The organism is Pedobacter caeni (assembly GCF_900129215.1).
GTDB lineage: Bacteria > Bacteroidota > Bacteroidia > Sphingobacteriales > Sphingobacteriaceae > Pedobacter > Pedobacter caeni.
Window position 1 is genome coordinate 966092 of the sequence record NZ_FQUQ01000002.1, and the last position, 23474, is coordinate 989565.

24 protein-coding genes and 1 tRNA gene are annotated in these 23474 nt (G+C 41.3%); 14 read left to right on the plus strand and 11 right to left on the minus strand.

Features of this window, described 5'->3' with window-relative positions; all coding sequences use genetic code 11:
• Nucleotides 1-134: 134 nt before the first annotated feature.
• A complete protein-coding gene (locus BUC20_RS11525) occupies nt 135-341 on the plus strand; it encodes a SymE family type I addiction module toxin (RefSeq protein WP_073230975.1) in 207 nt (68 codons plus the stop codon).
• A gap of 15 nt (nt 342-356) precedes the next feature.
• Here the strand turns inward: BUC20_RS11525 and BUC20_RS11530 are convergent, their stop codons facing one another.
• Both BUC20_RS11530 and BUC20_RS11535 read right to left on the minus strand, forming a co-directional pair.
• Nucleotides 357-1181, minus strand: a complete 825-nt coding sequence (locus tag BUC20_RS11530) for a universal stress protein (protein ID WP_073230977.1) — start codon at nt 1179-1181, stop codon at nt 357-359.
• Nucleotides 1182-1222: 41 nt separating this feature from the next.
• Complete coding sequence (locus tag BUC20_RS11535) at nt 1223-2644, minus strand: inorganic phosphate transporter (protein WP_073231789.1); 1422 nt, start codon at nt 2642-2644, stop codon at nt 1223-1225.
• Between the two features lie 298 nt (nt 2645-2942).
• Between BUC20_RS11535 and BUC20_RS11540 the strand changes: the two genes are divergently transcribed.
• The 9 genes from BUC20_RS11540 (at nt 2943) to BUC20_RS11580 (ending at nt 11115) form a co-directional block, all read left to right on the plus strand.
• Nucleotides 2943-3509: a hypothetical protein gene (locus tag BUC20_RS11540; protein WP_073230979.1), complete on the plus strand. Its 567-nt coding sequence runs from the start codon at nt 2943-2945 to the stop codon at nt 3507-3509.
• A gap of 9 nt (nt 3510-3518) precedes the next feature.
• Nucleotides 3519-4313 (plus strand): SDR family NAD(P)-dependent oxidoreductase, encoded by a 795-nt coding sequence (locus tag BUC20_RS11545; RefSeq protein ID WP_073230981.1) that lies wholly within the window; start codon nt 3519-3521, stop codon nt 4311-4313.
• Nucleotides 4314-5312, plus strand: coding sequence for an NAD-dependent epimerase/dehydratase family protein (locus BUC20_RS11550; RefSeq protein WP_073230983.1), 999 nt, complete (start codon nt 4314-4316; stop codon nt 5310-5312).
• Between the two features lie 8 nt (nt 5313-5320).
• A complete protein-coding gene (locus BUC20_RS11555) occupies nt 5321-6445 on the plus strand; it encodes a sensor histidine kinase (RefSeq protein WP_073230984.1) in 1125 nt (374 codons plus the stop codon).
• Nucleotides 6426-7178: a LytR/AlgR family response regulator transcription factor gene (locus BUC20_RS11560; RefSeq protein ID WP_073230986.1), complete on the plus strand. Its 753-nt coding sequence runs from the start codon at nt 6426-6428 to the stop codon at nt 7176-7178. The genes BUC20_RS11555 and BUC20_RS11560 overlap by 20 nt, the downstream gene beginning before the upstream one ends.
• A 116-nt stretch (nt 7179-7294) precedes the next feature.
• Nucleotides 7295-9031 carry a sensor histidine kinase gene (locus BUC20_RS11565; protein WP_159441090.1) on the plus strand — a complete coding sequence of 579 codons (1737 nt, stop codon included), beginning with the start codon at nt 7295-7297 and terminating at the stop codon, nt 9029-9031.
• A 241-nt stretch (nt 9032-9272) separates the two neighbouring features.
• Nucleotides 9273-9704 (plus strand): DUF2147 domain-containing protein, encoded by a 432-nt coding sequence (locus BUC20_RS11570; protein WP_073230990.1) that lies wholly within the window; start codon nt 9273-9275, stop codon nt 9702-9704.
• Nucleotides 9705-10727, plus strand: coding sequence for a WD40/YVTN/BNR-like repeat-containing protein (locus BUC20_RS11575; RefSeq protein WP_073230991.1), 1023 nt, complete (start codon nt 9705-9707; stop codon nt 10725-10727). It abuts the gene before it with no gap.
• A 4-nt stretch (nt 10728-10731) separates the two neighbouring features.
• Nucleotides 10732-11115 (plus strand): VOC family protein, encoded by a 384-nt coding sequence (locus tag BUC20_RS11580; protein WP_073230993.1) that lies wholly within the window; start codon nt 10732-10734, stop codon nt 11113-11115.
• Nucleotides 11116-11261: 146 nt separating this feature from the next.
• Here BUC20_RS11580 and BUC20_RS11585 read toward each other — a convergent pair.
• Nucleotides 11262-11332, minus strand: a tRNA-Cys gene (locus BUC20_RS11585).
• Between the two features lie 327 nt (nt 11333-11659).
• On the opposite strand from BUC20_RS11585, the gene BUC20_RS11590 reads away from it, so the two are divergent.
• Genes BUC20_RS11590 through BUC20_RS11600 form a run of 3 tightly spaced genes read left to right on the plus strand, consistent with a single transcriptional unit; the run spans nt 11660 to nt 15662 of the window.
• Nucleotides 11660-13513: a glycoside hydrolase family 30 beta sandwich domain-containing protein gene (locus BUC20_RS11590; RefSeq protein ID WP_073230995.1), complete on the plus strand. Its 1854-nt coding sequence runs from the start codon at nt 11660-11662 to the stop codon at nt 13511-13513.
• Nucleotides 13514-13548: 35 nt separating this feature from the next.
• Nucleotides 13549-14745, plus strand: coding sequence for a family 16 glycosylhydrolase (locus BUC20_RS11595; protein WP_073230997.1), 1197 nt, complete (start codon nt 13549-13551; stop codon nt 14743-14745).
• Between the two features lie 11 nt (nt 14746-14756).
• Nucleotides 14757-15662: a hypothetical protein gene (locus tag BUC20_RS11600; RefSeq protein ID WP_073230999.1), complete on the plus strand. Its 906-nt coding sequence runs from the start codon at nt 14757-14759 to the stop codon at nt 15660-15662.
• 4 nt (nt 15663-15666) lie between these two features.
• Here BUC20_RS11600 and BUC20_RS11605 read toward each other — a convergent pair whose 3' ends face one another.
• The 7 genes from BUC20_RS11605 to sufB all read right to left on the minus strand — a co-directional run bounded on the left by BUC20_RS11605 (nt 15667) and on the right by sufB (nt 21845).
• Complete coding sequence (locus BUC20_RS11605) at nt 15667-16131, minus strand: RrF2 family transcriptional regulator (protein ID WP_073231001.1); 465 nt, start codon at nt 16129-16131, stop codon at nt 15667-15669.
• 135 nt (nt 16132-16266) lie between these two features.
• Nucleotides 16267-16581: an iron-sulfur cluster assembly protein gene (locus tag BUC20_RS11610; RefSeq protein WP_073231003.1), complete on the minus strand. Its 315-nt coding sequence runs from the start codon at nt 16579-16581 to the stop codon at nt 16267-16269.
• Between the two features lie 3 nt (nt 16582-16584).
• On the minus strand, nt 16585-17028 hold the full coding sequence (locus BUC20_RS11615) for a SufE family protein (protein ID WP_073231004.1): 444 nt from the start codon (nt 17026-17028) through the stop codon (nt 16585-16587).
• Entirely contained in the window at nt 17028-18272 is a 1245-nt protein-coding gene (locus BUC20_RS11620) for a cysteine desulfurase (RefSeq protein ID WP_200800930.1), read from the minus strand. The genes BUC20_RS11615 and BUC20_RS11620 overlap by 1 nt, the downstream gene beginning before the upstream one ends.
• Nucleotide 18273: 1 nt before the next feature.
• Nucleotides 18274-19578 carry a Fe-S cluster assembly protein SufD gene (sufD, locus tag BUC20_RS11625; protein ID WP_073231006.1) on the minus strand — a complete coding sequence of 435 codons (1305 nt, stop codon included), beginning with the start codon at nt 19576-19578 and terminating at the stop codon, nt 18274-18276.
• A 27-nt stretch (nt 19579-19605) separates the two neighbouring features.
• Nucleotides 19606-20370, minus strand: a complete 765-nt coding sequence (gene sufC, locus BUC20_RS11630) for a Fe-S cluster assembly ATPase SufC (RefSeq protein ID WP_073231008.1) — start codon at nt 20368-20370, stop codon at nt 19606-19608.
• Between the two features lie 29 nt (nt 20371-20399).
• Nucleotides 20400-21845: a Fe-S cluster assembly protein SufB gene (sufB, locus tag BUC20_RS11635; RefSeq protein ID WP_073231010.1), complete on the minus strand. Its 1446-nt coding sequence runs from the start codon at nt 21843-21845 to the stop codon at nt 20400-20402.
• A 145-nt stretch (nt 21846-21990) separates the two neighbouring features.
• Here sufB and BUC20_RS11640 point away from each other — a divergent pair, with 145 nt between their 5' ends.
• Nucleotides 21991-22593: a Crp/Fnr family transcriptional regulator gene (locus tag BUC20_RS11640; RefSeq protein WP_073231012.1), complete on the plus strand. Its 603-nt coding sequence runs from the start codon at nt 21991-21993 to the stop codon at nt 22591-22593.
• Here the strand turns inward: BUC20_RS11640 and BUC20_RS11645 are convergent.
• Nucleotides 22570-23424 carry a helix-turn-helix domain-containing protein gene (locus BUC20_RS11645; protein ID WP_073231013.1) on the minus strand — a complete coding sequence of 285 codons (855 nt, stop codon included), beginning with the start codon at nt 23422-23424 and terminating at the stop codon, nt 22570-22572. The genes BUC20_RS11640 and BUC20_RS11645 overlap by 24 nt on opposite strands.
• Between the last annotated feature and the right edge of the window lie 50 nt (nt 23425-23474).

Genomic DNA, 23474 nt, shown 5'->3' on the forward strand with positions numbered 1-23474 from the left:
ATGGTACTACGGGTGTTCTGAGGGCTAATCCGAAGTGTTCGTGTTCTTTTGAGGTAATTATTTATTTAATAGTTAATTTAATGTTTATTATTTTCTTATATTAGCCTGTGTCTTGATTTATATAGAAAATAATTATGGAACGAAAAGAAAACAGCGCTGAAAAACAACAGACCAGGAGCTTAAAAATTCAACCTCAGATCCGGCAGAACCGTCTGAGCCAAAAAACGGTTTCAGAGATTAAGCTTTGTGGCAAATGGCTTAATGACTTAGGCTTTACTCCGGCACATTATGTAACGGTTACTGCTGAAGAAAAGATGTTGATCATCAGGTTGGTCGAGTAACCGGAAAGTATCCGGTTACTCATGTAGTACAAGAATCGCTTTAACGGACTTGTTCATCACCTGGTTAACGGTGCTCCGGGTAAACAGGCGATATAAGATGTTATGGTGATGTTTGACGAGACAAAGGATATCCGTGTGGCTCTCTGTAATGAACTCCATAATTCCATGGCTTGCGCTACTGTCACTGATATAATTAAAATTCAGGTCTGTACCTGGGTCAATTAATTTTCTGATTCTGCGTTCTCCTGTTTTGATATGCGCCTGGTCGGATTTTTCTGCCACATAAACAACCTGTATCCTTTTGGAATTGAATCCCCTGATCATCTCATTAAGTGCATTTACATCTTTTGATGATAAGCGGGTTTCATAATCCGTGGCAAGGGTAATCAATGGTTCTGTAGGAAAGATGCTCTCAAGCGGAATGATCAACGTTGGGATTTTTAACTTGGTGACAATCATGCTGGCATTGCTGCCAACAATACCACTGATTCCCGTTGAACCTGTAATTCCCATCACGAGTAATTCAACAGGGTTATTTTTCACATGTTTTCCAATCACTGTTTTTAAAAAGCCTACATCACAAATACTACTGACCTTTACTCCGGTATTGCCTTTTTCCTTACTGAAAGCAGCAGTCCATTCTTTTAAAGCATCCCTCTTATTTTGGTAATAATCTTCGATGAAAATGGCATTGTAGGTACTGTTATTGATACCCTCAGTAGGATGGATGGCATGTATGGCAACGATCTCCATCTGCAGGATCCTGGCCAGGGTCATGGCATAGGCCATTGCGTTGCTTGCACTATTTGAAAAATCTGTGGCAACAAGTATTTGTTTCATTTTTTTCAGGTTAAGAGGTCATTAAATATAATCCAATACTATTAAACAAACAGATGGAAAAACATGAATAATAAAAGAGATAATGCGATTGATACCGGAAGGGTGAGGATCCAGGCGAGGCCAATGTTTTTTAGGGTATTGCTGTTCAGGTTGCCTTTACCTCCTGAGGCTACCATGGCCCCGGCAATTCCACTGGACAATACATGTGTGGTACTCACCGGAAGTCCGAGCCCCGTACTTAGTCCAATAGTCGAGGCGGCAACAATTTCTGAAGTAACTCCCTGTGCGTAATTTAAATGCTCATTACCGATCTTTTCTCCGATTGTAACCACAATTCTTTTCCAGCCAATCATGGTTCCAAGACCAAGGGAGACAGATATAATGGCAATCACCCAAATTGGAGCGAAATCAGTCAGCTTTTTTAAACCTATTGCAGATTCAGACAATACATGCTGGTCTTCTGCAGATAGCGGAATGGATTTGTCTGCAGTGATGTTCTTTATAGAATGAACCACATTTTCTACTTCTTTACGGAAGCGGTAAGTCTTTTCTTTGTCTTGCTCGTTTTTCAGTGCAAGATGACGTTTCGTATTTTCGATGTCGTCAATTAATTTATGGAAGGTTGCTGTTTGAGTTGCAGTTGTTCCTGATGCTTTTTTCAAAACCTGCTCGGTCTGATTTAATTCCTGCAGCACTTTCTCATTTGAAATCGAATGGTTAACTGCAAACTTAGCAGGTACGAAAGCGATTAAAATCAACATAAACAGACCTACGCCTTTCTGACCGTCATTACTTCCGTGAAAAAAACTAACCAGGGTACAGGTGATGATCAGCAGGATCCTGATGACGATTGGAGGGCGGTCGTCCTCACCCTGTGGAATATGGAATAATGCATTGTATTTAAGGATATGTTTGAAAAAATACATGAGCAGCATCGCAAAGCCAAAACCAACAACAGGAGAGAGGATCAGTGACAAGCCGATTTCTTCAGCTTTGCCCCAATTCACTCCCGCACCGCCATAATACCAGGTAAAAGCCAATCCCGCACCAATCATTGCCCCAATCAATGTATGGGAGCTGGAGCAGGGGATCCCCAGATACCAGGTACCCAGGTTCCAGGCGATGGAAGCGAGTAAAACAGATAATACAAGGCAAGCCCCGACAGTTACAGGAAGCGTCATTAAGCTATCCAGCGGAACGAGTTTTAATATACCCATAGCTACAGCAATGCCACCACTGAATACGCCTAAGAAATTCCAGAATCCGGACCATGGAATAGCAATCACTGGTTTTAAGGCTTTGGTGTAGATCACTGTGGCTACTGCATTTGCGGTATCATGAAAGCCATTTACAAATTCAAAACCGATCACAGCCAGTATACAGACGATAAAGACGAGAAGGAGTGGTGTGCTTAAGTCAATGGCACCTAAAAATGGGAGTGTAAGATTTAAGAGTACAGGCATAATGTTGATCATCTTGCAGATATGCGGTTATTTGATTGATGCTCAAATAACCATATAAGTCGTTGATTTAAAGAGTTTTTGGTGTTAAGTAATTGTTATGAAATCGTTGGCCGTTTTCTATTGAGGAAGGTGCTTTTTGGATAAAGTAATGAAATGAAGATCTGTGATGGTCTTTGAGTTGAACCATGAAATTTTACAGCTCATCATGAAATATCTACGCTTCATCAGTTATTTGTCTTTTCTTACCTCACAGATATACAGCTTTGTATTATAGTTAGACCCTATTAAACAAAGACTTATGTTAACAGGTAATTTTGAAAACAAAACAAATGTGCTGATCATGGGTGATGCCCTGGACTTAGCAGAATTACAAAAAACATTATACAAAGTAACGTCATTGGTTGCCGGTTATGAACTGGAAGATTCTGATCTGTTTCTGTTGTTTACGCATTTTTCTCAAAAAACAGAAGGTGCCTGGTTAGCTGGCAATCCACAGAAAAACAGCGTCTATGGTAAAGCCGAAGTCTATTACCATAGCTTCGAGAGTTCCACAATGGAATTGCTCTTATTGACTAGCCTGTTAAGGGCGCTATCTTCTTTCCTGATTATAAATGACCTGGACGAAGTGAACATTTATCTACTGGAAAACCTGAGCAAAAGAGCGATCTCAGGTAACCATCAGCAACAAATGGAACTGATTAGAGAACGCGTTAATAAAACGCTGGAGTCTTCGGGAATCAAAAGGTTTATTCAGGATTTCAGATGTTATGAAACGGAGCAAAAAGAACCGGCAGAAGAGCTGAGGTTCGAAGCAGTAACCCGATATCTCGTTCCTGCAGTTGCCGGATTATTTGTTCGCATCTAAAATCAGGACATGGATCACACGGGATATACGCTGATTACCGGCGCAAGTTCAGGATTGGGGAGGGAGTTTTCTATCCAATGTGCAGCAATGGGAATGAATGTCATTATGATCGCACTTCCCGGAAGCAATACCTTTTCCCTTGCTGCCCATTTGATGATGGAATATGGGGTAGATGTTAAAGCCATCGAATTTGATTTAACTGATAGCATTTTATTGGTTAAAACCCTCCATGAGCTGATGTCTGATTTTGACATCACTTTCCTTATTAATAATGCAGGAATCGGAGGAACAGTTTCCATCATGGAAAGTACCATCGAATCTATTGACCGGATTATTCAGCTCAATGTCCGGGGAACGGTCCTGGTTACCCAAACGCTCTTGCCCCAGTTGTTAAAACATGAAAAAAGTTATATTCTGAACATCTCCAGTATGGCTGCTTTTACCCCGATAGCTTATAAAACAGTATATCCTGCTTCAAAAGCTTTCGTCTCTTCCTTTTCATTGGGGTTGAGGGAGGAGTTACAAGGTACAGGAGTCTCAGTGAGTGTGGTTTATCCTGGCCCCATTATGACCAATTCCGGTGTTTCTACCCGAATCGTAGAACAGGGAATGAAAGGAAGAATGGGCTTGCTTACGACAAAGGAAATCGTAAGAATTGCGCTCAGGCAAACATTGGCAGGAAAGGGAGTGATCATCCCGGGGTTTTGGAATCGCATCAACCATTTTTTGATGAGTATGATTCCTACGGAGACAAAACTTAGAATTGTATCGGGTGCAGTAAAAAAAGAAATGGCAATTAAATAGATGCAGCAAAAAAACAAAAAAGTCTTAATTACAGGAGCGAATGGATTTTTAGGATCTAATGTCGCAAGAGAATTATTCAGAAAAGGATATGAAGTAAAGCTGATGATCCGGCCTTCAGCAAATGTGTCCGTGATTTCAGATATTCCATCTGAGATTTTTTACGGGGATATCAGTAAAGAAGAGGAAGTGATGAAAGCTGTGGAAGGTTGTGATTTTGTAGTGCACACTGCTTCTGTAACGGGGCAATGGGGCATTACTTTTAAAGAATACGAACAGGTCAATGTAACCGGAACGAAAAATGTGGTTAAGGCTTGTCTGGCACACCAGGTGGAAAGACTGATTCATATCAGTACAGCAAACACCATTGGCCCAGGTAACAAGAGTAAGCCGGGTACTGAATTGAACTCTTTTGCCTTGCTTTACGTAAATTCAGGGTATATCAATAGTAAGTATATTGCGCAACAATATGTTCTGGAGCAGGTGGAGCGGGCGAAATTACCAGCGGTCATCATCAATCCTACTTTTATGGTTGGGGAATATGATGCAAAACCAAGTTCCGGAAAACTGATCCTGCATGGTATCAATAAGCGCCTGGTATTTTATCCTCCGGGAGGGAAAAACTTTGTACACATCAAAGATGTCTGTTCGGGAATTATAAGCGCTTTAGAGATCGGGAAAATTGGAGATTGCTATTTGATGGCCGGAGAGAATTTATCTTATAAAGAGTTTTTTAATCTGTTAAACCAAGTGTCCGGCCAAGATCCAATCTTGATCAGAATACCTGAATTTGTTTTAAAAATAGGAGGAATAATGGGTACATTGTCTGGGATTTTTAGTCCGGTTCCACGAAAATTGACCTATTCTTCCGCTTATATGCTGTGTTTATCCAATTATTATTTGGGAAAGAAATCTGAAAGAGAGTTGATGCTGAAGTATACTCCTATAGAAAATGCAATAGAGAATGCACTAAAATGGTTCCGGGAAAATGATTATTGTTAAGCAATTGTATGGACAAGTTTACCTATGCCATGTTTATGAAGATGAATACAGCTAAGATGGAATCGGTTTTCCAAAGTAAATGGTTTGTTTACGGATTGAGGATCCTGATTTTATACCTCTTCAGTGTCGTTTTTAAATCCTTTGACCTGACCTTCCCTCATAATTTTAGTACTTTTCTTTTTCGGGGGCAGGCATTTAGCGTGATGTATGTGGTCTTTGGACTGCTGGTTTGGGAAGGAGCAATCTTACTTGCCGGATTTATTGAAAGGTATACCTCAAAAGAAAATGTTTCCAGGCGATTGTTACTGTTATGCTTTGCATTACTTGTTTATGGACTGATAGCCTCCTTTTTGTTTGGGTTATCTTACTCTGTTTTTGACATCGTCTTATTTCATCGTTACGACGCCTGGGAAAGCTTCAGCTCACTTAGTTACGATCTCTTTTTCGGGATTTTCATGTTCTATCTGTTGTTGCTGGGCTATAATGGGATTGTGTTTTATTATAAAAACTGGAAGGAATCACAGCTCAATAGCGAAAGACTGATGCGCGAGAATATTCAGGCCAAATATGATGTGCTGAAAAGCCAGATAGACCCACATTTCTTCTTTAATTCCTTAAGTGTATTGACCAATCTGGTGTATAAAAGTCCGGATCTGTCTGCCGAGTACATCACGCAGCTTGCCAGGAGTTATCGTTACATCCTGGATAAGAAATTTGAAAACCTGGTTTCTATTGAAACGGAACTTGAGTTTCTGGAATCCTATTCTTTTCTGATCAGGATCAGGCATCAAAGTAGTATTGAATTTGACATTCAAATCAATGAAAATATAAAGTATATTGGTCTTATTCCTCCTGCAACCTTACAAATGCTGGTCGAAAATGCGGTGAAGCACAACCGTTTTTCTGCGAATGATCCGCTGCATATCCGGATCAGAGATGAAGATGGATTTCTGGTCGTTACAAATGACCTGAGGAAAAGAATGGTTGTTCAGAACTCGACCGGCCTGGGCCTTGATAATATTGCGAAGAGGTACGAACTAACCAGTGAAAAAAGAATTGAAATTAAAGAAACAAAAGAGTTGTTTATTGTCAAAATCCCTATTATAACGACCCATGAAGATTATCGTATTTGAGGATGAAACACACAACGCGGAAAGGCTGATTCATTTATTGCAGCAGTGTGTGCCTGTTTTAGAGGTAGTTGCCGTTATTGAATCCATTGAAGAAGGAATAAATTGGTTCAGGCAGTCGGCCGGCACGGTGGATCTGATCTTTATGGATATCCAGCTTTCTGATGGTAATTGTTTCGAGATGTTTGATCAGGTGGATATCAGGACACCAATCATATTTACAACCGCTTATGACAGTTTTGCACTCCAGGCTTTTAAAGTTTACAGTGTAGATTATCTGATGAAACCAATCGCTATAAAAGACCTGAAAAGAGCCCTGGAGAAATTTGAATATTTTAAAGTAGCTCCTGAGCCGGCTGTAAATATCTCCAAAATTGCAGAAGAGTTCTTTAAAAGAGAGCATACCAGATTTATGGGGAAGGTCAACAATCAACTGGTTTATGTAAAAGCAAAGGAGATTGCTTATATCCATTTTTCAGAAGGGCTGACCTGGGCAACAACACAGACCAATCAAAAGATCCCGCTCGACTATTCATTGGATCAGATTGAAAAAATGCTGGATAAAAACCTGTTCTTCCGAATAAACAGACAGCTGATTATTCATGTTGATGCCATTAAAAAGATCACTACCTATTACAACAGCCGGTTGGTGATTCAGTTATTCCCTCCAACCGAGACGGAAGCCATCATCAGCAGAGAAAGAGTGAGTAGTTTTAAGAGCTGGCTGGAAGGATAAATTGCTTCTTCGGGATATCCATTAGATTGATTTCCTGATGTTTCTTCCTTTATACATGATAATTATTGATAAATTTGCACTCCATCATATTTTTGGAGGAAAATTTAATGAAATCTATGCCAATCAATAAATCCGGTGAAACCTCAAAGAATCTCCGTAAACTTTTCATCCTGTTCCTGATCTTTACTTTTCTCATTGCTGCAGGCTCCCTATTACTCAGACACTCTATTTTTCAGAAATTACATACATTAAGTGATAATTTAAGAGGACACTCGCAGGCTCAGGAGATCAGTAATATTTTATTAGATCTGAATGGTGCAGAAAGTGATTTTCAGCAGGCTATTTTATACGGGAAGAACGAAAAATTAGAAGATTATAAGACCAAACTGAACAATACTTTCAATCAGATTGGAGCCATTTTGAGAAAATATGACCTGGATAGCACAAGAAATCTATCAGCCAGCAAAGAAAAAATCGGAAAATCTTTTGAACAAAAATTACAGATCTCCAATGAAGTTTTTGGATTGAAACATAACTTTGATTCCTTATTAAGAATTACCACCATTCAAAATATTACAGGAAAAGCTTCGGATGACCTTATAGAAAAGTATCAGTTGAAAAGTACGGTTAAGAGAAGTACCGGGAAAGCAGATACTTCTGTAAGAGTAATCAAGCCTCAGCCCAATAAAAAGGGACTTTTCAAACGGTTACAGGATGCAATTGTAAATAAGCAGGAGAACGGGCAATCGGTAAAAGTAGTGACCGTAAGCAGGGAAAAACAAATCCGTGATTCCATCAGCCGTTCTGTCATTAGGAAGCAAAATAACTCACAGGAAAACCTGCTTAGAAAACTAAATGAAGAGAACGGGCGACTGGCGAAATCTAACCAACAACTGATCTCTGCAAATCTAAGTCTTGTCATCCAGCTTCATCAGCTTGTTCAGGAATTGAAAGACATTCACCTCAACGACTGGGAGAAAACAAGGACTGAAATGTTGAATCAGTACCAATCGGCAACCGATGATATGAATAACTTCACCGGGGTTGCAGTCCTGATGGTATTGCTATTTATTATTTTATTGATCATTTACATCCGGAAAGCGGGAATGGCGGAAGATAATTATATCCGGGAGAACGAAAGGGCAGTTGCGCTTGCGGAACAAAAATCCGAAATGCTGGCGATTATGAGCCACGAGATCAGAAATCCATTGACCACCATTACCGGGATTATTTATTTGCTGAACAGAACGCCACTTTCTGATGATCAGAAAAAGAAACTGAATTCGATTAACCTATCTTCTAGTATGTTGATCAATACGGTGAATGATATTCTTGATGTCAGCAAAATTGATAACCAAAAGGAGGCTGCGCTTAATGTGGTTACTTTCCAGCCTGGTGTAGAAATTAAAGATACCATTGCTGCAATGAGCTTTACTGCGGAAAGAAAGCAGATCTCACTAACGGCCGAATTCGGCGGAGATGAAGAGATCATGGTAAAAGGTGATCCCTTCCGCTTAAAGCAAATCATGATCAACCTATTGAATAATGCGTTGAAGTACACAGATCAGGGTGGGGTAGTGGTAAAAGTGGATTTGAAAAGTATTAATGAACAGATCGAAAGCCTGAATGTGAGCATCATTGATACGGGGATAGGAATTCCAAAGGAACAGCAAGGGAAGTTGTTTACCAGGTATTATCAGGCAAACCGCTCGGCAGGCAAGCCTGGAACCGGATTGGGCTTATATATTTGCAAACAGCTCATAGACCTTCAAAATGGCCATATTAGTGTAGAAAGCGAAGCGGGGAAAGGATGTCATTTTAAATTTGATATTCCATATCAGAAAGCAGAATAACCTTACAGAAGGGTAAGCCTAAACGGTTATCAGGTTTTGTTTTTTTGTATTGACCTGACTGTCTGATCTTTGGTGTTGATAATACTGGTTTCCATCCTGGTTACTTTTTTAACTGTAAGTGTAAGGTTATGCATTACTGCCAGGCGGGACCCTGTATCGGCATTAAAATAGGAGTAATTTTTTCGATGTTTCTTATTCTATCGGGTAATTAGTAACTTTAGGTACATTTAAAACATGAGATATGAGATACATTTCGTTATTACTTTTATTCGCAGCAATTTCCTTTTCAGGATTTGCCCAAACAAGTGATGCCATTCTGGGCAAATGGGCTAATTCTTCAGGTGAAGCACACATAGATGTCTCCAAAAAGGGAGATAAGTTTTTCGGTAAAATCATTTGGTTGAAAGCGCCGAAAGATGAAAAAGGACAAGCTAAGTTAGATGTGAAAAATCCGGATGCAAATTTAAAAACAAGACCAATATTAGGTCTTGAAATGTTAAAAGATTTCGTTTATGACGATGGAAAATGGGTTGATGGAAAGATTTACGATCCAAAAACCGGAAAAACATACAGCTGTAACATGAACATTAAGCCAAATGGTGACCTTAACGTTAGGGGTTACATTGGTATCTCATTGATTGGTAGATCTGACACCTGGAAACGAGTTAAATAGATGAAGCGACTAATTTATTGTTTATTATTCTTTCCATTATTCGGTTTTGCACAAACTTACGACCTGATTCCATTAACATCAGGAGCAAACACGAGTTTAAGGGGAATGAGTATTGTCTCTGATCAGGTGGCATGGGTAAGTGGAAGTAATGGTCATATTGGCAAAACAGTAGACGGAGGAAAAACCTGGGACTGGATCAAACCAACAGGTTATGAGAAACTGGATTTTAGAGATATCGAAGCTTTTGATGCAGATAAGGCAATTGCGGTAAATGCAGGTTCGCCGGCTTATATCCTGATGACCATAGATGGAGGTAAAACCTGGAAAGAGAGTTATAAAAATCTGGATACCGCTATATTTTTAGATGGAATGGATTTTTGGAATGATCAGCGAGGGATTGTCTTTGGTGATCCTATCAATAGCAAAATGCAGCTTTTTAGAACACTGGATGGAGGAGCATCCTGGAATGATATTTCAGATAACCTGCAGGCTAAAATGGGCCTTGGTGAAGCAGCTTTTGCAGCAAGCGGATCTACGATACAGGTGAAAGGAAACGGAAAAGTATGGATTGCTACAGGAGGTAAGGTTTCAAATATCTATTATTCCAGTAATTTTGGCTCTACCTGGCAAATCTTCGAATGTCCGATTCTACAGGGAGAAAGTAGTACCGGGCCCTTTTCCATGTCCTTTTTTAACGAAGATAAAGGCGTGGTTGTTGGTGGAAACTACCTGAAAGATAAGGAAAATGAGAACAATGTTTTGCTGACCAATAATGGTGGAAAAACATGGACTAAACCGGCTAAGCCAGTGGATGGCTACCGTTCAGGAGTAGCGTATCTCAGTGAAAAGACCTTAATCGCAGCAGGGACTTCCGGGATAGACGTTTCTTCTGATGGGGGCAAATACTGGTATAATATTTCCGGAATGAACCTGAATGTTGTTCAGAAATCAAAAAAAGGCGATTTGATCCTGCTGGCAGGAAATAAAGGCCAGATTTATCAGTTAGTGATCACTGCAAAATAAAATCATGTTAAGTAAAGTTCACCATATTGCAATTATTTGCACTGATTATAACATTTCAAAAGCTTTTTATACGGATGTCCTGGGTCTTACCATCATGAGGGAAGTATATCGGGAAGAAAGAAAATCATATAAACTGGACCTTGCCTTAAATGGCGAATACATTATAGAGCTTTTCTCTTTTCCTGATCCTCCGGAAAGGCCATCGAGGCCTGAAGCGGCCGGTTTAAGGCATCTTGCATTCGAGGTGGATGATTTAGACTCTGTTGTAGCCACATTGAAACAAAAAGCAGTAGCATCAGAGCCCATCAGAATTGATGAGTTTACCGGAAAGCGGTTCACATTTATTGCAGACCCGGATCAATTGCCAATTGAATTCTATGAAAAATAAAATTTTTAACGAAGGATGCAATAAACAGATGATTTGATCGTCTTATATATGAGAGCGTTAATTTAGATGACGGGGATGTGGCTGGAAGCTGTATCCCCGTTTTTTTATGCCCAAAATAAAAGCCCGCCGAAGGCAGGCTTTTGATGACGTCATGGGCGGATTCGAACCGCCGTTGAAGGTTTTGCAGACCCATACCTAACCACTCGGCCACATGACTATTTAATGATTGAATCATTTACAGCAGCAAATATATATAAAGTATACTAAATTAGTAGTCTTTATTTTACTTTTCTTACCAGAGGTATAATGAAAGAATAATTTGTCAGGATAAGCCGGTTGGTAATTAATAGGTTACATTTAGAATGTATTGAATTCAAGCTGTTGTTTATGAGTAGCTTATGTTTTGTGTGTAGTAGGTAAGTAGGCCCTTTGTATCTTGAGATCTGGTGCTTTTGCCCTTTCTGTAGTGGTTGTGTAGGCCCGGCAATATGTACAGTTTTTTATCGGCTGATATAGATTTGAGTAACCAAATATATTCATCCCTATGAAAAAAAGTCTGATTTTAACAGGCTGCGCCATGCTTTGTGCAGTGTTGTTTTCCTGTAAGAAGGAACTGCGGTCCAACTCCAATTTAGATTTGAATGAAAAAACAATTGTCCGGGCAAACGAGTCTGTCAGCATCTGGATGACCACAACAGACAAAAGCAAATTATTACAATCCCAGAATAACGTCAGCTTCGCCGCGGATGCAGGAACAAACCCCAATACCATTGTTATTGACGAAAATATCAACTATCAGGGAATTGATGGCTTCGGATTTACGCTGACCGGTGCAAGTGCCTCCCTCATTAATGGCCTGGGAGCGACGCAAAAGAATAATTTATTACAGGAGTTGTTCGCTACTTCCGGAAATAATATCGGGATCAGTTACCTGAGGGTTACGATCGGAGCATCCGACCTCAGTGCCAACCCTTTTACCTATAATGAAGTGGCTGCGGGACAAACAGACAATAACCTCAACAATTTCAGTATTGCTCCCGAGATGACAGATCTGATTCCGGTACTGAAAAGTATTATCGCCATCAATCCTTCTATTAAAATTCTTGGAAGCCCATGGACTGCCCCAAGGTGGATGAAAACCAATGGTAATTATGTAGGAGGAAGCCTGAATACGGCTTATTACGATGCCTATGCCAGGTATTTTGTTAAATACATTCTTGCGATGCGCGCCCAGGGTATTACCATCGATGCAATTACCCCTCAGAATGAACCTTTAAATCCTTACAATAATCCAAGTATGCTCATGCAGGCCTCAGAGCAGGCTACATTTATCAGGAACAATCTCGGCCCTCAGTTTAATGCCAATAACATCAGCACAAAAATCATTTCCTACGATCACAATGCGGATCGTCCGGATTATCCGATTGCCATATTAAATGATGCCGCTGCAAGAAATTATGTAGACGGTTCTGCTTTTCACCTTTACGGTGGAAATATCAGTGCCTTAACGGATGTCCACAATGCCTATCCCAATAAAAATATCTATTTCACAGAACAGTGGGTGGGAGGCCCCAGTAATTTCGCAGGGGATCTGCAGTGGCATGTAAATACGCTGATTATTGGTGCAACAAGGAATTGGAGCCGCAATGTGTTGGAATGGAATCTTGCAGCTGATCAAAATTATGGTCCACATACCAGTGGTGGCTGTAGTACTTGCGAAGGAGCCTTAACGATTAACGGCAGTAGCATATCCAGAAATGTTTCCTATTATATTATTGCCCATGCTTCGAAGTTTGCCAGACCCGGAGCAACAAGGATCAGCTCTAATATTGCCGGAAGTTTTCAGAATGTGGCGTTTAAGAATGCAGATGGAACCAAGGTGCTGATCGTTTCCAATAGCGGATCAGGCAGTGGCACTTTTAAAGTGAAATGGGGTACCCAGTCGTTCAGTTATACACTTCCGGCGGGAGCTGTTGCAACCTTCAAATGGTCGGGCTCAACATCCGGAAACCCCGGAACGGCACCTATAGGTCAGGTCATTTTGCTTAAAGGCATTAATAATCAATTTGTCAGCGGAGAAAATGGAGCATCCTCAATGTGGTGTAACAGGACCAGCGCCGGGGATTGGGAGAAATTCACAGTAGTCGATGCAGGCGGAGGGAAAATTGCGCTGAGAAGTATGAACAAATACGTTTCTTCTGAAAATGGGCTTGCTCCATTGAGCTGCAGCAGAGCTACCATAGAAGATTGGGAGAAATTCGACTGGGTCGTAAATGCAGACGGGAAAATATCCCTCCGTGGAAATAATGGCCTGTACGTTTCTTCTGAAAACGGTGTAAATGCAATGACTTGTACCAGAGCTTCAATTTCAGGATGGGAAGCATTTAGTCTAAACTAATCATAACCAAATCTAATCATCAAACCCTAAAAACAATGAGAAAACTAAACCTGATGATCTGCCTGCTGGCAGTTTCACAAATTCTGCCTGCCTGTAAAAAGGACCTGAAACCTGCCGGTACGGCAGAAGAGCAACTCACCGCCCCAAGGGCTTTAACCTATCAGCAGGTCTGGTCGGATGAATTCGATGGGAATGCAGTCAACACGAACAACTGGAGCTTCGAAACCGGTGGTGGTGGCTGGGGCAATAATGAAAAGCAATTTTACCAGGCAGAGAATGCAACTGTTACCGGTGGTAACCTGGTGATCACGGCAAGGAAACAAAGTGTTGGTGGCTTGCCATATACTTCTGCACGATTGATCAGCAGAGGCAAACGGGAGTTTAAGTACGGAAGATTCGAAGCGAGGATTAAACTACCCCAGGGACAAGGGCAATGGCCCGCATTCTGGATGTTGGGCGCCAATATCGGGACCAATCCCTGGCCTAAATGCGGAGAAATTGACATTATGGAAAACACGAATACTTCCAGTACCGTATTGGGGACCATGCATTGGTTCAATACAGCTTATACCTATTATGGAGGAAATACGAATACGACACCAACAAATTTCCATGTATACCGCGTAGACTGGACACCTGGCTCCATTACCTGGTTTGTAGACAATGTACAATTTCATGTGGCCAATATTGAAAATAACATCAATGGAACAGAAGAGTTTCATGATCCTTTCTTTTTGTTGCTTAATCTGGCTGTAGGAGGGAATCTTCCAGGTCAGACCATTGACGAAAGCCGCTTGCCGGCAAGTATGCTCGTAGATTATGTAAAGGTTTATCAGCTTACAGAAGGATCATCTAACGCGCCAATTGGTCAGACCATTTCCCTGAAAGGGATCAATAATTTATTTGTGAGTGGGTTGAATGGAACAGGACCAATGGTTTGTGACCGCACAACTTCACAAGACTGGGAGAAATTCACTATTGTAGATGCCGGGGGCGGTAAGGTTGCGTTGAGGAGCATGAATAAGTATGTGTCCTCAGAAAATGGAGCAGCAGCGATTACCTGTAGCAGAACAACCATCAGTGATTGGGAAAAGTTCGATTGGATCGTCAATCCTGATGGGAAAATATCCCTTAGGGGGAATAACGGGCGTTATATCTCCTCTGAAAACGGCACTACTGCAATGACTTGCAACAGGGCAACTGTCTCAGGATGGGAGGCTTTTAGCTTATAACGATTCTCACCATGAAAAGATACCTGGTTTGCCTGTTTCTTCTGTTTTGCTGCTTTTTTGTTTATGGACAATCAGGTCAGGAGCAACGAAGCAGGTGGATCTTTGCTTTTTATGGTGATGACAGCTCCGAGGATTTTAAATGGTCAATTGCCGGGAACAGCAACGGACAAAATCCCAATGTTTTATCAGAAGTAATCTGGACAAAGCTAAAAGGACTGGGTATGGGGCTGGATGTAGAATTGAACATCTGGTCCCATATTTATTTTAAGGGCAGTTACCACAAAGCTTTCATCCGAAGTGGCAGTGCTACAGATCATGATTATGCTGCAGATGATAGAACTCAGGTAACCTACAGTGCCTTTCTGAAAAGTAATGAAGGCCATCGTTTGCGTTATGCTGCAACTTTGGCTTATGCGGTCAGGCTTCATGAAATGCTGGATGTGATACCTTATGCAGGTTATGCAAATAACAGTCAGTCGCTTTCCTTAAAGAATTTTGAGGAAGAGAAAGGGGGAAGGGAATTAAACAGCACTTATCAGTCTAAGTGGAATGGTCCCGTTGTTGGGCTTGATATGGAGCTGGCAAGGACCCGGAGGATTAACCTGAATGCCGGATTCAGTTATCAGCAATTGAATTATACCGGACTGGCCGATTGGAACCTGATAGACGCCTTTAACCATCCGCTGAGTTTCAAACATATTGCCAAAGGTTTTGAAACTCAGGTATTATTACGCCTTAACTTTAGCATCAATTCCAGGTGCTCCATTTATTTAAGAGGAGAACACCGTTATGCCGAAACGGGTAATGGAATCGATCAGCTCTTCCTGGCAGATGGCCGGGAGCGGGAATCTCAGTTTAACGGGGCAGTACGCAAAATAAAAGCCATTGGGGCTGGTGTTGTTTTTAGCCTCAAATAGGTGGTTACTTCGCGTTTTGCTTTAAGAGAGATTCCAGCAACAGACTGGACTCCTGTTCCGGATTGATCAGGTCCTGTAAGGAAACTTTGTCTAACAACTGATCTACCGTAAACTGGATCATTTGCCACAAGGAACGAACGGAACAATCGATAGAGTTCGTACAAAGCTTTACGGTTCCCGGGTATTCTTCGCAAAAAGCTTTATTGAACAAAGCACCCCCAAGAACTTTCAGTACCTTATTGATATTGACCTGATCGGCAGGTTGTGCAAGGACATATCCCCCTTTATATCCCGGTGTACTGTTGATGTATCCTGACATGCGCAACATTCTGGTTAATTTGGCCACATAGGCAGGAGAAAGACCCTCTGCTTCGCTGAGCGCAGGAATACTGATGCCCTCTGCATTTTCATGCCTGGCAATCCGAAGGAGTACCCTTAAACCATATTCTTCCTGGGCTGTAATTTTCATCAGTATAATATTTGTTTTTTAATGGTAATGAAGCTTGCTGCGCAGGTTTCATCAGTATAATATTTGTTTTTTAATGGTTATGAAGCTTGCTGCGCAGGTTTCACCAGTATATATATTGTTTTTCTCGATCGTTGTTTACATCATTCCCAATTCCAGCCTGGCCGCTTCAGACATCATGTCTTTATTCCATGGCGGTGTCCAGGTCACTTCTACAGAGACTTCGTTTACCCCTTCAATCTGTCTTACTTTCTGTTCCACTTCAACAGGAATGTCCTGTGCTGCAGGGCAACCTGGAGCAGTCAGCGTCATGACGATTTGTACATTGTTAAACGGAGCCATCACTTCTGTCTCGTATATCAACCCAAGTTCATAGATGCTTACCGGTATTTCAGGGTCATATATGGTCTGCAGGCAGTCAATTACTTTTTGTTTTAGTTCTTCTGTGTTCATGGTCTATTTGTTCTCTAATCCCTGAAGGGTTTGGTAAGCCAATGCATAGTTTTTCATTTGTTTGATCATAGATAACAATCCGTTAGAGCGGGTTTGCGCCAAATGGGTCATCATTCCAATCTCCCGTATAAAATCCAGTTTAGCTTCCAGGATTTCTTCAGGGCGATGTCCTGATAATACTTTGATAAGCATGCTCACCAAACCCTTTACGATCACTGCATCACTGTCTGCTTTAAAAAACACGCGGCCATCTTCATAAGCAGCGACCAGCCAAACGGTAGACTGGCAACCTTTAATTTTGTTGTCTGCAATTTTATGTTCTTCATCAAGAACCGGGAGCTTCTTTCCCAGGTCAATGATGTATTCATATTTATCTTCCCAGCTGTCAAACAGGGCAAAATCTTCTATAATTTCTTTCTCTATTTCAAGAATGGCTTGCTGGCTCATCAGGATAACATTTTAATGGATTTGTGCATACCTGCAATCAGGATATCTATTTCTTCTTTGGTGTTGTACATTGCAAAAGACGCCCTTACCGTACCCGGAATGCCAAAACGTTTCATTAATGGCTGGGTACAATGGTGGCCTGTTCTTACCGCAATGCCAAGGTTGTCCAGCAGAATGCCAATATCTTGCGGATGGATCCCCTTAACGACAAAAGAAACAAGGCTGACCTTTTCTTTAGCTTTTCCAATGATTCTCAAACCAGGAATACTCTCCAGCTGTGTAGTGGCATAAGCGAGCAACTCGTTTTCATGCTTTCTGATCGTCGCTTTGCCGATGTTCTGGATGAAATCCAATGCCGTTTTTAAAGCGATGGTATCGGCAATATTTGGTGTTCCTGCTTCGTATTTGTAAGGAAGGTCATTGTAGGTCGTTTCTTCAAAGCTTACTTCTTTGATCATTTCTCCGCCGCCATGAAATACCGGCATGCTCTCCAGAAGCTCCTTTTTACCATAAAGTACCCCGATTCCGGTAGGAGCGTATACTTTATGACCAGAGAAGGCGAAAAAATCACAATCTAAGTCTTGCACATCAATGTCCAGATGCACAGCAGACTGTGCCCCGTCTACCAGTACTTTTGCCCCAACTGCATGTGCGGCATCAATCATCTCTTTTACAGGATTAACTGTTCCAAGTGCATTAGATACCTGAACGATGGAAACCAGTTTCGTTTTTTCAGATAAGAGGCTTTTGTATACTTCCATAGAGAGTTCTCCCTCATCCGTAACCGGGATCACCTTTAAAACCGCATTCTTCTCCTGACAAAGGATTTGCCATGGCACAATATTGGAATGGTGCTCCATTCCGGAGATCAGAATTTCATCTCCTGCTGAAATATGCTGGCGGCCCCAGGTATAAGCGACCAGATTGATTCCTTCCGTGGTTCCCCTGCTGAAAATGATTTCCTCAGCAGATGCTGCTCCAATAAACTCCTGTGCTGTAAAGCGTGTGGCCTCATAAGCTAATGTGGCTTCTTCTGCAAGCGTATGAATACCGCGGTGGATGTTTGCGTTGTACCGGCCATAATAATCGCTCAACGTATCAATTACGCATCGTGGCTTTTGGGAGGTGGCTGCATTATCCAGATAGACCAGCGGTTTATCATTTATTGTTCTGCTTAAAATAGGAAATTGGGACCTGATTGCCTGCAGGTCTAAATCCAGGGATATGGAATCTATCTGTGTCATGTTATGATATAGATAAGTGTTCGTAAATCAGTTCTGCTACATGATTGCGCAAAGCCTCCGGTTTAATCTGAGCCAGGATATCTGCTGCATAAGCTTCTAGCAGCAATACCTCAGCCGCTGCTTTTGGAATTCCCCTTGCCCTTAAATAGAACAACGCCTCTTCATCCAGCTGACCAACCGTACAGCCATGGGAACATTTCACATCATCCGCAAAAATCTCGAGCTGGGGTTTGGTGTTGATCGTTGCCTTGTCGGATAAGATGATGTTTTTGTTGGATTGATAAGCATTTGTCTTTTGCGCATCAGGTTGTACGATTATTCTTCCACTAAAAACACCGGTAGAACTATCATCTGCAATTCCTTTATAAAGCTGGTTGCTAAAGCAGTTTGGACGTTTATTATCCACTAAAGTATGGTTGTCTACGTGGCTGTTACCCTTTAAAAGATACAATCCATAAAGATGGGTTTCATTGCCTTCTGCATCCAATACCAGGTTCAGGTTATTCCGGATTACCCCTCCGTTCAGAGAAACCACTACCGTGTGTACATAACTTTTTCCCACCTGGTGAATGTGTGTGCTGCCTACCTGGCTCGCATTTAAGCCATCGTGCTGAATTTTATAATATTCTACAAAAGCATTCTCCTTCACCACCATTTCCAGGACCTCATTGGTAAAGCTTTCTGCAGTACCCAATGTGGTATAGGTTTCGGTCAGCTGTAATTTTGCATTTTCCTCCACAATGATTAAGCTGCGGGGCTGAGAAAGCGTGTTTTGTTGCCTTGCATCAGAAATATGGTAGATATAAACCGGTTGTTCCAGTTGCTGCCCTTTAGGGACCAGAATGAACATGCCATCCTGAATAAAGGAAGTATTCAATGCATGGATCCCGTCTTTCAGGTATACACTGCTTTGACCAAGGTGTTTTTTAACCAGTGCCTGATGGCTTCCTTTTGCCGCTTCTTCCAAAGGTAAGATGACCAGTTGGGATGCTGCACTGCGGATCGTAGAAAGCGCCGGAATAAAACGTCCGTTTACAAAAACGAGTTCATTTGCTGCTTCATGACCTGCTAAGCGGATCTCATCCAGATCATCAGCATTCAGTTGTTGAGGGGCATTTGCAAACTGGTAATCTTTATCGAATAAACTGCTGATATTGGTATATTTCCATTCTTCCAACTTTAAGGTTGGTAAGCCTGATTTGTTGAAGGTATTAAATCCATCAGTCCTGAGCTCAGTTATAGTACTTTCAGGAGCGGAGTCCTGAAGCTGCTCAAATTGATCTTTAAAATAATTTACATTCGTCATTATCTTTCTTTTTTGATGATGATCGGCTTACAGACTTGCTGCTAAATCTGCTTCATCAGTAATAAAATCGTACCCTCTTTCTTCCAGTTCCAATGCCAGTTCTTTTGTTCCTGATTTCACAATCTTTCCATTGTAAAGGACATGGACAAAGTCGGGCTGAATATAATCCAGCAGGCGCTGATAGTGGGTGATGAGCAAAATAGCACGATTTTCATTCCTCAGTTTGTTGATGCCATTGGCGACAATGCGTAAAGCATCAATGTCCAGTCCGGAATCGGTTTCATCAAGGATTGCCAGTTTAGGTTCCAGCATGGCCATCTGAAAAACTTCATTTCTTTTCTTTTCCCCACCGGAGAAACCTTCGTTGATGGAACGGCTTAATAAAGACTGGTCGATCTCTACCAAAGCCATTTTTTGTTTCATCATTTTTAAGAAAGCAACGGCATCCAATGGTTCTTCACCCTGGTACTTGCGTTTCTCATTTACCGCAGCTTTGATAAAGTTGGTGGTACTTACTCCGGGAATTTCCACCGGGTATTGAAAGGCAAGAAAAAGCCCTTCACGTGCCCTGTCTTCTGTAGAAAGTTCCAGTAAATCTTTTTCCAGGAAGGTTACTTCACCTTCAGTTACTTCATATTCTTCTCTTCCTGCAAGTACAGAGGCAAGGGTGCTTTTACCAGACCCGTTGGGTCCCATAATGGCATGAACTTCTCCCGCTTTGATGTCGAGATTAATTCCTTTCAGTATTTCCTTGCCTTCAATATTTGCGTGTATATTTTTGATTGATAACATGTCTTGTAAAATTTTATATGGGTAATTAATTATCCTACACTGCCTTCCATACTGATGGCAAGTAGTTTTTGGGCCTCTATTGCAAATTCCATAGGCAACTGGTTCATCACTTCTTTCGCAAAGCCATTGACAATCAGGGCTACAGCGGTTTCCGCATCAATACCGCGTTGTCTGCAGTAAAATAATTGATCTTCTCCGATCTTGGAGGTCGTTGCTTCGTGCTCTACAATGGCTGTTTTATTCTTTACTTCTATATAAGGGAAAGTGTGTGCACCACATTTATCGCCTAGCAGGAGGGAGTCGCATTGCGAATAATTACGTGCATTGGTTGCTCCTTTAGCGGCACGAACCAAACCCCGGTAACTGTTCTGACTTTGTCCGGCGGAGATGCCTTTGGAAACGATCCTGCTGCGGGTGTTTTTTCCCAGGTGAATCATTTTTGTTCCGGTATCTGCCTGCTGGTGGTGATTGGTAAATGCAACTGAATAAAACTCCCCGATAGAATGGTCTCCTTTAAGGATCACACTTGGATATTTCCAGGTGATGGCAGATCCGGTTTCCACCTGTGTCCAGGAAATTTTGGAATGATCACCCTGGCACATGCCCCTTTTGGTGACAAAGTTGTAGATACCTCCCTGTCCGTCTTTATCTCCCGGATACCAGTTTTGAACAGTAGAGTATTTGATCTCTGCTTTTTTCATGGCCACCAGTTCAACTACAGCAGCATGCAACTGGTTTTCGTCACGCATTGGTGCAGTACAGCCTTCCAGGTAGCTCACATAACTTTCCTCTTCTGCTATGATCAGCGTTCTTTCAAACTGACCTGAGTTTTCTGCATTGATGCGGAAATAAGTCGACAATTCCATAGGGCAACGTACTCCCTTAGGAATATAGCAGAAGGATCCGTCTGTAAATACCGCAGAATTCAGGGCAGAAAAGTAATTGTCTGTCATCGGTACTACGGAACCCAGGTATTTTTTTACCAGATCAGGATGTTTTTGTATGGCTTCGCTGATGGAGCAAAAAATTACTCCTATTTCGGCAAGTTGCTCTTTGAAAGAGGTGGCAATAGAAACACTGTCCATTACTACGTCTACGGCAACACCAGTCAGCCTTTTCTGTTCATTTAATGAGATGCCCAGTTTTTCAAAGGTACGCAGCAACTCCGGGTCTACCTCATCGAGGCTATTCAGTTGCTCTTTCTTTTTCGGGGCAGCATAATAAATGATGTCCTGATAATTGATAGGTGGATATTTGACATTTGGCCATGTGGGTTCTTCCATCTTCAGCCAGTGTGCATAGGCTTTAAGTCGCCAGTTCAGCATCCATTCCGGCTCGTTCTTCTTTTTTGAAATGAGCTCAACAACAGCCTCATTCAATCCTTTAGGAATTATATCCGTATCAATATCTGTCACAAAACCGTACTTATAATCATTTAGTGCGGTTTGCTCAAGCATATTTAAATCTTCATTCATGATATCGGTGTTTTAACTATGATTATCGCAATAATTTACCATACAAAGATAAGGCTCTTTCACTGTTTATACAAAAGAGTATAAACAGTGAAATGTAAGATTTACAGATAATGTTTTATGATAAAAAAAATAGATATTTGAATTAATGTCAAATCAACTGATCTCTTTTCTCCAATTATACAAGCCAATCCCCGAAGCAGACCAGGAATTGATTTCAACTGAGTTTGAGTATAAAACCTTTCCTGAGGGGAGTTATCTTTTTGAGGGAATGAAGGTCTGCACAGAACTTTTCTTTATCTGTGATGGGATTCTGCGGATTTCGCTACAGCAGAAAGAAGGCCGGGAACTGACTCGTTATCTTTTGACTCAGAACCAGTTTTGTACGCTTTTAAACAGCTTTAATCATGAAGTTCCCGCCCCAGAACAGATTCAGGCAGTTTGTAATGTGCAGGTATTGGTCATTTCTAAGAAAAACCTGATGAAATTGTATCAGCAGTTGCCTTACCTTAAGGCACTGATTGATGAAATTATCCAGGAGTTATTGATGGAGAAAAACCAGATCAGGAATGCTTACCTGGAAATGGAACCTTCGCTGCGTTACGAGGAATTTATCAATGATCAGCCGGATATCGCTTTAAGGGTTCCTCTGAATGATGTGGCCAGCTATCTGGGGGTAAGTCCGCAATTGATCAACAGGATCAGGAAGCAGGTAGATGAACAGCATTTAGACGAGGGTATTGAATTTTGATTCTATATGGTTTCTGGCATGTTTCTGAAATTCTTCAGGAGATTGTCCCGTTTGTTTCTTGAAAAACCTGCTGAAATAGGGGCGGTCCGTGAAATTCAGGTCATAAGCAATCTGTTTTAGGGACTGTTCACTATGAATGATCTTTCTTTTTGCTTCAAGTATGATCCGGTCGTGGATCAGTTGCATACTTGTCTTTTGGAGTTTTTCTTTTAGCACTTGGTTCAGGCGTTTCGCACTCAGGTTTAAGCTTGCTGCATAAAAATCTGCATTCCGTTCCTGAAGGTAATTGTCTTCCAGGAGCAGCATAAATTCATACACTCTCTTTTGATTGAGATCCTGACTGGTAAAAACATGCTCCTTAATGCGAATTAATTTCAACAGGAACACCTTCAACATCGCTTTTAAGATAGAGAAGTTGTTTTGTTGAAGCAGGTACTCTTCCTCCATGAGTGCATAGATCTTTTCCAGCTCCGCTGCATTTTCAAATTGGAGTGGCAGGAAAGAAAACTCACCCTGAATATTGAAAATCTTAAAGATATCCAGGTAAAACTCTTTGTCTTCTTCTCCAAGAAAGTCTCTTTTGAAAGAAAGTAATACTCCGTTTTTTCCGGCTTTATTCAATTGATGCACACGGTAAGGAGGAATAAGGTAAATCCAGTCTCCCAGTTCTTCTCCTTCTTTGGTCGCGTGTAAAGGATATTCATCTTTTAACCAGACGATTTCAAAGAAATCTTTTCTTCCCGGATCGTTGAGGTAACTCGGTGGACAATTTTCCAGGTTCCTGATATAGATCAGGGATTTTTCTAATCCAGGTAAGGTGTGTTCTTTCATTAAGGATTCAAAGATAAGATATCCTTCGCTGAGGCATTGGACTATCTGGA